Source organism: Methanobrevibacter sp. (genome assembly GCF_036307625.1).
Classification (GTDB): domain Archaea; phylum Methanobacteriota; class Methanobacteria; order Methanobacteriales; family Methanobacteriaceae; genus Methanocatella.
The window spans coordinates 1-14,651 of the sequence record NZ_JAXJXF010000014.1; the positions used below are offsets into that span (position 1 = coordinate 1).

At 35.9% G+C, this 14,651-nt stretch carries 7 protein-coding genes and 1 pseudogene; 4 read left to right on the top strand and 4 right to left on the bottom strand.

What is annotated here, in order from left to right; genetic code table 11:
- The first annotated feature begins 227 nt into the window (after positions 1 to 227).
- Together UIB65_RS00600 and UIB65_RS00605 are read left to right on the top strand one after the other, a co-directional pair.
- On the top strand, positions 228 to 1,319 hold the full coding sequence (locus tag UIB65_RS00600; RefSeq protein ID WP_330039221.1) for a heparan-alpha-glucosaminide N-acetyltransferase domain-containing protein: 1,092 nt from the start codon (positions 228 to 230) through the stop codon (positions 1,317 to 1,319).
- A gap of 167 nt (positions 1,320 to 1,486) precedes the next feature.
- Positions 1,487 to 2,016 (top strand): annotated as a pseudogene (locus UIB65_RS00605) (transposase); the annotation flags it as partial.
- Between the two features lie 80 nt (positions 2,017 to 2,096).
- On the opposite strand, the gene UIB65_RS00610 reads toward UIB65_RS00605, so the two are convergent.
- The 4 genes from UIB65_RS00610 to UIB65_RS00625 form a co-directional block, all read right to left on the bottom strand.
- Positions 2,097 to 5,423 (bottom strand): hypothetical protein, encoded by a 3,327-nt coding sequence (locus UIB65_RS00610; RefSeq protein WP_330039222.1) that lies wholly within the window; start codon positions 5,421 to 5,423, stop codon positions 2,097 to 2,099.
- 207 nt (positions 5,424 to 5,630) lie between these two features.
- Entirely contained in the window at positions 5,631 to 9,155 is a 3,525-nt protein-coding gene (locus UIB65_RS00615) for an Ig-like domain-containing protein (protein WP_330039223.1), read from the bottom strand.
- A gap of 99 nt (positions 9,156 to 9,254) precedes the next feature.
- Positions 9,255 to 11,498 (bottom strand): Ig-like domain-containing protein, encoded by a 2,244-nt coding sequence (locus UIB65_RS00620; RefSeq protein WP_330039224.1) that lies wholly within the window; start codon positions 11,496 to 11,498, stop codon positions 9,255 to 9,257.
- A gap of 183 nt (positions 11,499 to 11,681) precedes the next feature.
- A complete protein-coding gene (locus UIB65_RS00625; RefSeq protein WP_330039225.1) occupies positions 11,682 to 13,394 on the bottom strand; it encodes a hypothetical protein in 1,713 nt (570 codons plus the stop codon).
- Positions 13,395 to 13,478: 84 nt separating this feature from the next.
- Here UIB65_RS00625 and UIB65_RS00630 point away from each other — a divergent pair, with 84 nt between their 5' ends.
- The gene (locus tag UIB65_RS00630; protein ID WP_330039226.1) at positions 13,479 to 13,787 is read left to right on the top strand and encodes a hypothetical protein; all 309 of its coding nucleotides are present in this window, start codon (positions 13,479 to 13,481) and stop codon (positions 13,785 to 13,787) included.
- A 66-nt stretch (positions 13,788 to 13,853) separates the two neighbouring features.
- Positions 13,854 to 14,420, top strand: a complete 567-nt coding sequence (locus UIB65_RS00635; RefSeq protein ID WP_330039227.1) for a hypothetical protein — start codon at positions 13,854 to 13,856, stop codon at positions 14,418 to 14,420.
- Positions 14,421 to 14,651 lie beyond the last annotated feature (231 nt).

The following is a 14,651-nucleotide window of genomic DNA, read 5'->3' on the forward strand; positions in this document are numbered from 1 at the left end:
GAGCATTTGAAAAGTAATGCTCTCATTGTTGCAATTCATCCATGACTTACAGAAGTCATGGTATTCTTGCACTAATTAGATAAACTCATACAAAATATATAAAAAATGTTTAGATACTTATCATTTTACATCCAACATCCAATAATAATTATTCATAATTATATCAAACAATAATTTTTTCACTACCTATCACACAGTTAAATATTATTAAATATAAACATAAAATTATGAGTATTAAGGATTTGTTTTCAGATGAAAAGGTGAACACAGGTAGGCAAATGGAACTTGATATAGCAAAAGGCCTTTCAATTATTTTTATGGTTTTTATTAATTTCCTGATATTGGTTGGGGATTTTAATCATTCAATTAGTTTTATATATAATACTCTTTTTGCAGATGTTTTAGGAGGACCTTGTCCGGCTCCAATTTTCATGTTTTGTATGGGAGTAGGTATTGTCTATTCAAGGCATAGCCAATGGGACACCATGATTAAAAGAGGATGCATTTTATATCTTACAGGCATTTTAGTGAATTTATTTGAATATGTTTTACCTTACTTTACAAGCGGTTCACTATTGGGCAGGTGGGATCTTTACCATACCCATGGCGGATTAATATTCTTTTTTTGTGGGGTTTTAATATTTGCAGGTTTGTCTTTCGTTTTAATAGGCATTCTTAAGAAATTTGAACTTTCAAACAAATGGCTGATTATCATAGCATTGGCAATGTCTTTAATTGGTAGCCTCTTGAGATGTGTTGATTTCGGCACACCAGTTTTAAATATATTCATTGGTTATTTCATTGGAACCAATACAGAATATACAGCATTTCCATTATTTAACTGGTTTATTTTTCCAATTTCAGGATTAATATGGGGACAATATTTCATCAGAGTTAAAAACAAAGCACAATTCTTTAAATACTGGCCAATTTTTATTATATTGGTTATAATATATTTCGGACTATCTCCAACATTATTGGGAAAAGAATTATTTTCCGGCAGAGGGGTACTGTATTATTACATGACAACATTGGACGCAATATTGTGTATAATCTATATTCATGGAGTTATGGGGCTTTGCTATTATTTGGCTAAATATTTGCCGGATAGAATCAATAAGGTATTTTCAACATTAAGCAGCAACATCAATAGAATTTATATTGGACAATCATTTTTCATACCTTTAACAATAATAGGTTTAGCTTATATATTTAAAGATATTCTATTTACCGATTTGACATGTGCCATATTTTCAATATTAATTTTAATCGTATCTACAGCCTGTGCTATATTGTCTAAGAAATTAAGAACTGGTTGAAGTGAATATTTTCTCTAGAAAAAATTTAAAACATATTCTTACTTCAACTATTTTAAATCATATCTTAAATAACTTAGGAAAATCTCTACACCATTTAGACAAACATCAAAAAATCAGGAAAAATCAACAAAATATAGTTTTAGACAAAAAATTTTTTAGTTAAAGTCAAGAAATTTATATTAGATTCAACTAAAAATAAACCATTTATTTGTTTAACAACTGATTTATTCCCAATGTATCGTAATGTGGCTGATGAAATAGGATTTAATCATCAATTATGTACATTTCATTTGTTCCAAACAATACATCACAAATCAAAAGTCTACTGCATAAGAAATAAGATTAATGGAAAAGAAAGAGACCATATTTATGAAAATGCACAAGAATTAAAAGATTGTTTCAGACAAAACTCAACAAAAGAAGCAATTGAACATTTTAAACCATATTTACAAAATTACAGAGCAATACCAGTTGTATTAAAAGATTTCATAAGAAAACACATCATCAATCACTTCCACAGATACGTACAACACTTAGATGATGAAAATATTGAGAAAACGTCAAATAAAGTCGAAAATTACTATAGGCAAACTAATCCAGAAATAATAAAGAAATCATATAAGACTAAAAATGGAATTCTAACATTTTAGACTACCAAATGAAAAATTGGACTGAAAAACGTCTAAAAATAAAATAGGCCTATAAAATTTTACAGACTCCAAAAAAAATAGAAAAAGAATTAAGGATCGAATCCCTAACTCTTTAGAATGAATTAAATTATTTTTTAACTGTTACTGATTTTTTAACAACTTCTTTCAGGTATGTTGCCTGATAAGTAACCTTTTTGCCAACCTTAAGCTTTTTAAGGACAGCTGATTTTATGGTAGCCTTTGCAATACCTTTGGCATTGGTTTTTGCCTTGTAGGTTTTGCCGCTGAACTTAAATGCAACAACTTTGCCTTTGATAGGAGATTTTCCTTTCTTAAGGGTTGCAGTCAGGACAAGGTTTCTAGCGGATTTCTTGACGGCTACATTTTTCAAAGCAAGGACCTTTTTAACTGTCACTTTAGTTTTCAAGGTTTGTTTTGCATATTTGACAACAACAGTATATTTGGCAGGCTTGTAGTTCATAGGCAATGAAGCGATACCATTAGCATTGGTTTTTTTAGCAACAGCCTTGTTTTTGCCAACCTTGAATGTTACTTTAGCACCTTTAAGAGGTTTGCCGTCAATACCTAAAACCTTTGCATTGTAGTTGAATCCGTTGTAAACGGTTGCGGAAGTTGCAAAGAGTTTAGGGGCAGCTGCTTTTGAAACATTAGCCTGATAACCCTCCTGGAAAACACAGATACCGTCTTCATCATAGACACTGACATCGATTCCATATATGCCTGCAGTTACAAGAGGCATTGAAACATCGGTTTTTTGTGATGTAATCTTTGCCACCCTTTCATAATCGTCACCATAACAACTGACTTTGCCTTTAAATCCTGAAGGAACTAAAACAGAAACGATGTTTTTGCCAAATACAACAAAATTGTCAGATACAATGACAATAGGCCTAACCCATATTGTACCTTCAGTTGAAACCTCCATAGGTGCTTCTCCATCTTCAACAAAATTAGCAGAATATTCATTCTCCCCTAAATTTAATCCTAAAAGACTGACTTTAGCATATCCATCAACCATCCTTACGCTGGACTCTTTGCCGTTGCATGATACTGTCAATGTACCGTTGATATATGAAGGAAGTTTTAAATAAACATCCACACTTTCATTGAAAAGAATCTCCTGTGATGAAACAAGAATATTGAAGTTTACGGAAAGGTCAAAAGTCCTGTTCTCCACATAATAGTCATCTCCATCATAATACACACGGACATTATAGTAACCCATATTCAAGGTGTCGAATGATATTGCAGCCCTGCCGTTTTCAAATGCTTTTTTGGCATAGACTTCTCCATCGACTTCGACAACAAGATTGCCTTTGGCATCATCGGGTAAAACTAGCGAAACATCATTACCTTGAGAATTATATGTAACATATGATTCATAATCAATATTTGAAGCCACACTGAATGTTTCATTTACCTTTAACGGATGATTGTATTTGGAATCACCGGAATATTCAACAGTGAGGACATGATCACCGAGATATTCTGTGACGTTTACTTCATAATATCCGTCTTCAGTAACCTTGTATTTGGCTGGCTTTCCGTCAATAGTTACGTTAACTGAACCTTTACTGTCATCAGGAAGCTTAAATTCAACATAATTCTCTCGGCCATAAATCAATTCACCAGCATATATTTGCATTTTATAGTCAAGAGTGATTTTTTTGGTTACATCAATCGGAGCTTTGTTTCCTTTGTAGTAAACGCGAATATTATGGGATCCCAAAGGCAAATTCAATGAGTCTACATGACAGTAAACTAACAGGCCATACTCATCTAAATCTTCATACATATCAGCAACATCATATTCTTTAACCTTTTTGCCGTCTGCATAAATGATTAATGTTCCGGTGGCACCTTGCGGGAGTTTTACAAGTATGCAGTCACCGTTATTGTAGTACATAGTATCCGGAATGTCCACGACATATTTTGAAACATTAAAATCATATGACATGACCTTAGGTTCAAAGTATCCGTCACCAGTATAGTTCAAGGTTAGGGTATGGGCGCCCAAAGCCAATTTATCGGTTTCAACATAAATTTCCAGCGTATCATATACATTATCTCTGGAAATTTCACTGCCGTCGACATAGACAATCATTTTCCCACCAATATCATCAGGCAATGAAAACTCCAATGGAATTTCAGCTCCTTTTAGAACGTCAGCAGGAACATTTACAGCAAGATTTACGCAGGAAGGATCCACATCTGAAACTTGAATCCAACGATTATAAGAATAGATGGTATTGCCATCATCATCATAAACTTTAATATACAGGTCTTCCCCTTCACTCAAAGTTAAGTTGGACAACTGAACATTGCATTTTCCGGTATTGTCTGTTTTGCCTTTAAAAAGTTGTGCATCCCCAATAGACACACTTACATTTTTGTTTTTATATTCCTCTGGGAAAACAACAGGAATATCATAGGTTCTTTTGCTGTAGAACTTGTTTGGAAGGTCCATATTTGGAATGACTTTAAAATAGTCATTAGCAACTGTGACATTATTATGAATGACATATACATCATAAAATTGATTAAATTCGAGATTATCCGGAATTGAATATATCGCCTTTGAATCCTTAACAGTTACTGTTTTTTCATCATATATGATACTTCCATCATAATAATCCTTAAGAACAAATTTGATTTGTTCACCGTCAGCATAATTGACTATAACATCACTTGAAGAGTTAAAAAGGACTTCACCCGGAATGTATGCATTTGGCACAATAGCAAATACTTTTTCAGCTGATTTGGCTTTGATGTTTTTGCCGTCACCTTTGTATGTTACCTTAACAGTCACATTGGTAGTGGTTGCCGGACCATAATTAATCCAGGCATCCTCATCCTCCAAATCCATATTAAATTTTTCACCGTTTATCTCCATAACAACTTTGCCAGTGTGTGAAGGAATGTCTGCAGTTATAGAATTTGATTCACCATATTTCCATTCGTCTTCATCAATGGAAATATCAATACCGTAATCATTTACATCATAGGTTTTTGATACTTCCTTATCGTTACAGATTTCCTTATCATCTGAAATGAATTTGACATTCAGGGTGTGTGTACCAAATTCATTTATTTTAGATGAAAAATGGTTAAATCCAGAATAAACATAATCCTGACCCTCATCAATCACATTATCATCAAAGTAATAATACACTTCACCTGATGCCTCTTCCGGCAAGGTTATGTTAACATTAAATCTTTCACATGCCTTTATGCTATCCGGAAATGTAATTTCAACATCTTTCGGTTGACCTGGCCCATCATCAGCCACAATATCCTCATCAACTGAAGCGGACACATCAACAGCTCCATCAATTTTTAAATTATCCGTACTGTTCTCGCTTGCGCTTGCAGCACCAAGTGTCAAAACCGCAAGCAAAAATATGGATAATACAATAATCTTATTTAACTTCAATTTTATCCCCATCTTGATTTAATTTATATTCAATTTGAATACAATAATATATCTGAAATATATTACATATAAATTTTAACTTTATTCTTGAAATTAAGGAATTTCAGTGATTAAATTCAAATGAAAAGAATTGATATGAATAATTTTTAAAAAATAAGAAAAATAATGAAAAAAATTAATAAAAAAAGAAAATAATGAAAAGAATTATTATTTTATAACTTTTGCAGACCTTTTAACAGTACATTTAAGATAAGTGGCCTGATAGGTAATTTTTTTGCCTGCTTTAAGCTTTTTGAGGACATTACTTTTAATTGTGAGCTTTGCAATACCTTTGCCGTTTGTCTTTACCTTATAGTTTTTGCCGCTGAACCTGAAGACTATTGTTTTGCCCTTAAGGTATTTTCCATTGACCTTAACCAGTGAAGCTGTCAGGACCAGTTTTTTGGCTGATTTTTTAGGGGTGACTTTAGTTAGCTTTAAAACCTGCCTTATGGTGAGTTTTTTGGTGACGCTCACTCCCAGAGATGTTGAAGTTATTTTATAGCTACCTGGAGTTGAAGTGATTTTCACTTTTGCAACCCCTTTGGAATCTGTCTTTACGGCTGTGAGTTTTTTGCCGTTGAGTTTGAATGTTACTGATTTTCCGCCTGCAGGATTTCCGTCTGTACCGTAAACCTTAACATTATAGTAGACCCCTCCATTATATGTTGAGGCAAGGTTTGAAGCGATGATTTTTGGATCGTATTTTTTCACTTCCGGTTCAACGGAATGGTTTTCTGTCTTTTCATCAACAGGATCAGGGTTTTCTGGAATGATTTTTCTGACCCCCAGCACATAGTCATCGAATGGTGAATAGTATTGGCTTCCCATATATGAAACGATTACCCTTTTCAGGTCATTATCCACATTTGAAACCGTTGCCCTGCCGTCTATGATATCTCTTATGTATGTTTTTTTACCTATCTTGACTGTAACCTCTCCGACAGCATCATTTGGAAATTCGACAGTCAGTACAGTACCGTTTATGAATGCATAGATGTCCGCCTTGTTTTCAATCACAAAACTTACGGAGTTATTGCCGGCCACTGCAAAGTCAATTACCCCATATACTGAATCAGTGATTGTGAAATTGACTATCCTGTACTCACCCACCAGGAATTCTGTTGAAGGAATTGCAGCAAAGCCCCTGGTGTAGGGCATGCTTATTGTCTTTGAAATGTTTCTTGAGTATATCTCATCCACATAATATGCAGCGAAATTCAATGTTCCGTTGGTGTTTTTTGGAAAGTTTACTTCAAATACGTTTCCTTCACCCAATTTTATTTTCGGAGTTATTTTCCATGAATATGCCTCATTTACAGCCAGATAAACATTTGACGACCATATTTTGCCGCATTCGAATCTGACATTGTAGAGGCCAATGTCCATGTTTTTCAAAACAACTTCAGCCCTTCCATTGATGAAATCAACCTGTTTTACCAGCCTATCGTCAACATAAACGCTTATTGTGGAATTTACGGCATCAGCCAGCTGAATTTCATATACCGCATCATTACCGACAATGATTCCCTTACTTTCAGGCAGGATTATCCTGTTTACAACATAGATGAACTCGTCATAGACATCCACATCAAAGTCTTTGCCGTCATACTCCGCCTTGTATTCATTGAATCCCAAATTCAACCCATAGAGTGACACCTGAGCTCTGCCGCCGGTGACTGGAAGTGTTCTCAATACCTCAAAGAGGTTGTTTATCTCATCATATCTGCTTATTATGAGATTGCCCTTTGCATCTGCAGGCAGAACCAGAGTGAAAGTAATGTTTCCATCACGGAAAACTTCATCGGAATCGTCGATATTGGTTGTGATTTTATAGATGACGTTTATTGATCCGTCGCTTTTGAATGCCGGAAACTTTCCGTCACCACCATAGCTTATTGACCAACCATAGGCGCCCGGTACGAATCCATCAACATCAAAAATAGCTTCGCCGTCTTCACTTATGGCAGATACAAATGTTCTCTCCCCAATCTTTAATGTGACGTTTCCGGTTGCTCCCAAAGGCAGCCTCAATGCAAATCTGTTGGTCTGACCGTAGACGATGTCTGAAATGTCGACATCATATACATATGTTGAGTTCAGTGCGAATCTGGTGGAAAATGCCGGATAGTTTCCCAAATAAGTTACTTCAAACTCATAAACACCCAGGCTGATGCCTTCTACATCAAAACTGAATGATCCATCGATAATGTTTCCTTCGGCAATTTTTGTGCCGTTCATCATTATTTTTACATTTCCTGTTGCATCGTCAGGCATCCTTACGGCAATGGTGTTTGACACTTCCATCCAGCTGAATGTTCCGATTTCTATTGCACTCGGATATTCCACAACGATATAGCTGACTTCAAAGTCCAGGGATTTGCTTTTCAAAAGGCCGTTGTCGTCATTGTATATCAATTTCACAGTGTGCTTCCCATATGAGAGCTTTTCGGTGCTCAGCAGATATTCATCTGTTGGACCATCAATTGTCTGTTCTGCAATCTTTACACCATCCAGAAATATTGTAAGCTTTCCATGGGCATAATCAGGAAATGCAAGAGAAATTGTGTTTGTTTCTCCTTTCAAAATATTTTTGGCATATTCCGTTATTTCAAAATCGGCAGTCGGCCCCCCTTTGCTTACCAAAATCAGATATGTTTCGTTATAAGTATATGCTGACCATTTATCCTGATAGTGAATTTGAACTTTAATATCGTCCACCAATTCCCCTTCGGAATGGCTTGCAGACTCAAGGTTGAATAGCTTGAATGATGTGACACCGTTTTTAACCTGAAATGTTCTTTTTTCACTGCCGACAGTTACTGTGAGAACCCCTTCATAGTCTTCAGGCAATCTAAAATCGATAGTGTATTCATTGGTAGTGTATGCGATTGACGGCAGATTCATGTTCGGAATAACGTCAAAATAGGCATCATAGTCATATTTGGAGTATATTGCTTCGGCGAGAGTAATGTTGGAGATGCTGTATTTGAATTCTGCAGCATAATCCTTGCCCGTGTAGTTTGCATAGACATAGTGACGTCCAGGATTTAGGGATGATACCGTAACGTTTGCAAATCCATTGATGAGTGGAACTGATTGAATCAGGTTGAATCTTGCCCCATATCCCCAGATGTCTTCTGGTAAATCGTAAAATATCACTTCATATACATTCAGATTACCTGAAGCGTCACCCGGAAGCATCAAACTGACGTGGGCGTCGTTTCCATATCCCACATATACAGTGTCCGGTTTTATGTTTCCTTCAACTGTGAGTTTTTGGGTTACTGTAGTTTTCGGATAGTCATCGCCGATGTAGGTAAAGGTGAATGTGTTGAGCCCGTAGACCAGCTCATCGGCATGAACACGAATGCCCGCTTCGCCTAAAGTTTCAGCATCGTCGTATAGATTTTCGACATTGATATTGAAGTTTTTGGAGTTTACTGTGTAATCTATTGAGCCTGAAGCGCCCTCCGGAACCATTACATCAAAGAGTATGTCGCTTCCGTATTCTATTGGCCTGTCTGGATTTGGCGCAACGTCAAATGCCATTGACACTTCAACAACATCCTCATGATAGTTTTGAGCAATTGAAGTTGCATTATCAGTTGTTGTGTTTTCAGCCGCACTGACGCAGCCCAACGTAAAAACAAGTATCAGAAAAATTCCAAAAGTCAATGCCCTTTTATCCATAGTATCTACAACAGCAATTTTAATACACTAATAGATATCTAAAAGATACTATAAAGCACTTACTGAAAATTAAAAAAAAGAAAATAATGAAATCAATCATTATTTTTGAACTTTTAAAGATTTTTTGATTGTATCCTTGAGGCAGGTTGCCTGAATCTTGACCCTGCTTCCTACCTTGAGATTGGCCAGTGCGGATTTTTTAAGGGTCACTTTTGCAATGCCTTTTGAATTGGCCTTTGCATGATAAGTCTTGCCGTTGAACTTGAAGGTAACCCTTTTGGATTTCAAAGCCTTGTTTACTTTAGCCTTAAGGATTAGTTTTGATGATTTTTTAACTTTGGAGGTCTTTAAAGTCACGGAATGTTTAACGCTCACCTTTTTAGACAATTTGGTCTTTTTGTAGATGGCAGTTATTGTATATTTTTTAGGGCCGTATTTTGCAGGAATCTTGAATTTTGCAATTCCAATGGAGTTTGTTTTGATGGTTTTAACCTTTTTGCCGTTTATCTTGAAGGTAACCTTTGCGTTTTTAAGGCCTTTTCCGTTTTGACCTATCACTATCACCTTATATTCATCATTATATGCTACATTAGTGGAGATTGCCCTGATTTTGACTGGAGCCTTTTCCACATATACTCCGACATAATAGACATCCTTATATCCGTCTGCACCTGCATATTTTACATCCAAATCCCAATCGCCGACCGGAAGTTTTGACAGGTCAATTTCTGCATATCCGTCCTTGATTGTTGCGGAATATTTTTTGGAGCCGATTTTCACGGAAATTTTGCCTTTGCATTTTTCAGGCACTTCAAAGTAAAGTATGTTTTTATCCCCTACGCGAACAGTGCTTTCATAGGTCATGGACGGACCCATATAGACACAATCAATCAGATCTTCCACATAATAATCCTTGCCGTCATAGAATGACCTGACAGTGTATTCTCCAGGGTTCAGATTGTCGAAATCGATTGATGCCTTACCCTTAACCAGCTTGACTGACTTGTAGAGCTTATCGTTGATGTAGACCTTGAGGTTTCCTTTTGCATTGCTTGGAAGAACCAGACTTATTTCAGACCCGTCTCCATATTCGACAGAAACCGGAACGTCTATCATATAGATAACTGTGAAATTGGCGGATACTGATGAGGAATAGTATTTCTTATCTCCAAGATATGTAACGTTGACAGAGTAGTTGCCACGTTTATACTTGGAAATGTCGATTATCAAATCCTGACCTGATTTTTTAACAGGAACTGTTTTATTGTTGATTGTTGCCCTGAAGAGTTTCACGTCCATGTCTTCGGGAATATAAAGCTCAATGGAATTATCCTCACCGTATATATAGTATATGTCTGAATAAATGTCCATTTCATAGGTAGTGTTTGCGGTTTGGACCTTTTGTCTTGTGAATTTATCTGTCTCGACCAGAACCCTGATTTCATGCACTCCGCAGGTTATTGCTTTGAAAAGGGAATACAAAAATTCTCCATTCTTGTCCAGAGCCTTTTTGACGACAAGCTTTGAGTCAATATATACGCTTACATTACCTTTTTCCTTTGAATATACGCTGATGCAGTCGTCATGGTCCAGGAAGATTTTTTGAGGGATGCTTATTACTGCATTTGTCACGTTGAATGACCTGTTGACAACGGCAGGATAGTAGTAATCGTCCCCCGAATAGTTTACAAGTATGTTGTGAGTGCCCAAAGCCAGAGAAGTTACCAGAGATTCGTTGAAGTGCACGAAATATGATGAGACATTGGTTCTGTTTACAAGTTTACCGTCAACATATATTTCAACGCTTCCTGTTGCAGACCTTGGAAACTGAATTGCAGGCATGAAATAATAGTGCCTTACATCGTATTGGAGCACCTCTTCAGGAACCCCGATAGTTGGAGCATGATTTTTCGGATAAAGCATCACCTGCAGGTCATGGGTAACGTTTATCTCGACACCGTTGTAGAATGCGGACACTTCATAATAGTTCACGTCATACGGAGGCCACACATTAGCTATAATCATCGGAAACTTAGGTTGGGGAAGCTTGATTGGAATCACAACGGAAGTTGTGTTTACTGTATCATCGAAGATTGCATAATCATTGATTTTAACTTCCAAAGTTCCATTAGCGGACTCCGGAAGCTCAACAGTAATGTTCGTTAGGTTTTCCTTATATACCTTCTCGTCAAAAGTCACATTGATTTTGCTAGCGATTTCACTAGCTTCCTGAGTGTTTTCCTGAATTATCGGATTGGAATCCTGTTCAAGCGCATTATCCGTCAAGTTGTCAGCTGCACTAACACAGGACATTGCCAGAATTGCCAGGAGAAACAAAAACATAATTTTAGCATATTTCATGGATTAATATATGAATGATATTTTATTTATATATTAAGAAAAGTTGAAATTAATTAAAGCCCCGATGCGAATTATCTCCTGGAACTTTTATTGAAAAAAATAATTTATAAAAACAATAGTTCATAACAAGTTGTGCTAAAAACAGAAAAAAATAGGGCATATGCCCTATTTAATGATTTTAATCTTTTTGGAAATAGAATCATTGTTGTATTGTGCTGTAATTTTATATGTATTTGGTTTATATTTCTTAGGCATTTTGAATACAGCTACACCATTTTTATTTGTTTTGACCTTTTTAACTATTTTGTTGTTGACTTTAACGGTTATCACTTTATTAACTAATGGTTTTCCAACAGCTTTATAAGCCTTAATTTTTACATTAGCTTTACCATAGTGTAGTTTTGATGAAACTATCTTTAACGGATTGAGGATATCTACACGAACATTGTATGAATACTCATATACCTTTTTACCGTTGACTGTTTCAACAAAGGAAACCTTATGAACATCCCCTTCTTTGAATTTTGATAATGAAATATTTGCTTTTCCGTTGACAAGATTTTTAGAGATTTTTAACCATTCAGAATTATAGTAAGTTCCCTTGTCATCTTTCGCACGTACAACAATCTTCAATATACCCTCTTTTCCGGAAGGTAAGCTTAGTGAAATATATTTTTTCTCACCTTTAACTATCTTATTCGGCATATTAAAAGGAGGGTAAATCGAAACAGACTTCCCCACAGCAGTTTTAACTTTATAATCCTTACCTGTGTATTTTCCTACAACTTTACTATACTCGCCATAACTTTTAGAGTTGACAACAGATATGCTGGCTTTGCCATTTACAAGTTTTTTGGAAAATGTTTTAACAACCTTATTTTCAGAGTTATAAAACTGCACAACCAAGTTACCTTTAGCGTTTTTAGGCAGTGCCAGGGAAATTTTATCACCATCATATGATTTAAAACCATACGAATTTCCATAAGCAATATTATCAATTACTCCCAAAACATCAAATTGACCCTGAACTGAATGAGAAGGATATTTAGGTCCCAGGTAAGTAACTTTCATGGTATGCTTTCCTATAGGTAAGATGGAAGATAATTTAATATAATATAACTCCCCATTTTTCTTAACAGTATATTTTTTACCGTCAATTTGGGCAGATAACTTTGCGTCAAAATCATGATAGATGCATGTTGACATAATATATATTGTTTTAGTACCATATACCATGTATTTATTACAATCTACATAGAATTTGCCGTTAACTACAGCTGACTTTTCCACTGTCTTTTTACCATCGTTAAACTTGACGACAACATTATTTTTACCAACATTAGATATGATTGGGAATTTAATTTTATATAAATCCCCCTCAGAGGTTACAATATCATATTCATCAAGAGGAACATTTGAATCCAATTTGATTTTTTCACACTGCTTATTATTTTTATATATTGTAAGAATACCGCTTGCATTTTTGGAAATATAAATTACAATGTTAAACGAATCAGAGTATTCATCCTGATCTGATGTATAGAAATAAGCTGTTTTTGGAAATTTCACATCAAAATTTGAATCCCCCAGCTCATCATGTACAGAATTACCAATTTGATTTGAATCAGCATCATCCTGACTTTTCAAAGATTCATCGTTTCCATAATCACCATATTTAATTACTTCACTGTCCTGAGCCATAATTGAATCATCACTCGAATCATCATCTAATCCCATTTGTACATTATCCTCAGTTGCAATGGATTTATACCCTGAATCGACTCCACTTGCCACTTCATTCATGATATCATTGTCAGAACCTGCATTAATTGCATTGTCAACATTTTCTGATGCACTTACTGAACTTAAAAGGAACAATGAAACAATTCATCGCACAGCACATGTCCATCTCTAGACAGTGTTGACAATCATCCTGTCAGTCTGGATGCTGGCTACAGTGATTTGATAAACACCACAGCTTCAGGCGACGAAGTTGACCTGACTGTCGACATGGAACTCGGCGATATCAAAAAGAATACCTACGGCATCAATCAGATGAGCTTTGACGTTCCATTAATCATCAGCGCAAAGGCCATCGGCGGCACTGCAAAAAATACCAAAATCACCATAATCATCCCGGAGAATTTCGAATACGTTTCATCAGCCCCAAGCGTCGGAACCTATGATGCAAAAAGTGGAATATGGAACATCGGGGATTTGAATAGCGGAATTGATGCAACCCTAAGCATAATGACCAAAATAGCTACATAAGGGACATTCACAATATTCGTCAACGGAACAACCGATTCCAATGATATCGACGAGACAAACAACGCTTTGAAATGTGACATTGAAGTCACCTCAAAGATTTCATCAAACACCACCCATACAAGCGCACAGAAAAACGAAGCACAGCACAACTCACATTACGCAAGTATGGCTCAGGGAGGCTACAGACAGGAGGTAAACTGGAACGATATGCCTGACCCTAATGAACAGCCAACACCCGATTATGAAGACCCGGAAGTCGTAAATCCTGACCCTCAAAATCCTGATTCTAACGAAGAAAAAGACCCGGATAAAAAGCAGGACCCAATTCAGGAACCTGAAAACGGAGGGAAAAATTCCAATCCTAACGATAACGGCAATGACGGTCAAAACACCAAAACCAGCGTATCAAAAGAGGTAAACTCCAACATTTTTACCGCCGCAGCAAACAGCATCAGCAATGCGATAAGCAGCATTTTAAATCCTGATTCCGGCTCCAACAATGCCAATCCATTTAACTCAAAAATAATTAATGCAATCGAAGCTATGGACTACAGGACAATTCCTGTTTTAATATTTGCACTGTTTTTAATAATCCTGATCTGCAATATGGGATATGAAAAAATCAAATCCTAGATTCGCCAAAATCAATCACGTTCATATTTTTATCGTCCGGTAAAAATCTGAATAAAACTCAGATTGGGGAAGAAATCATTACCAAAATATTAATTATTAATGAAATACATAAATTAAAATATGTTGAACAAAAATGCCATACTTATTTCATTCATATTACTTTTAGCAATTGCAACGATATCGGCAGCCAGTGCAGCTGACCTGAATCAGACGACAGAAACCGCTTCGAAC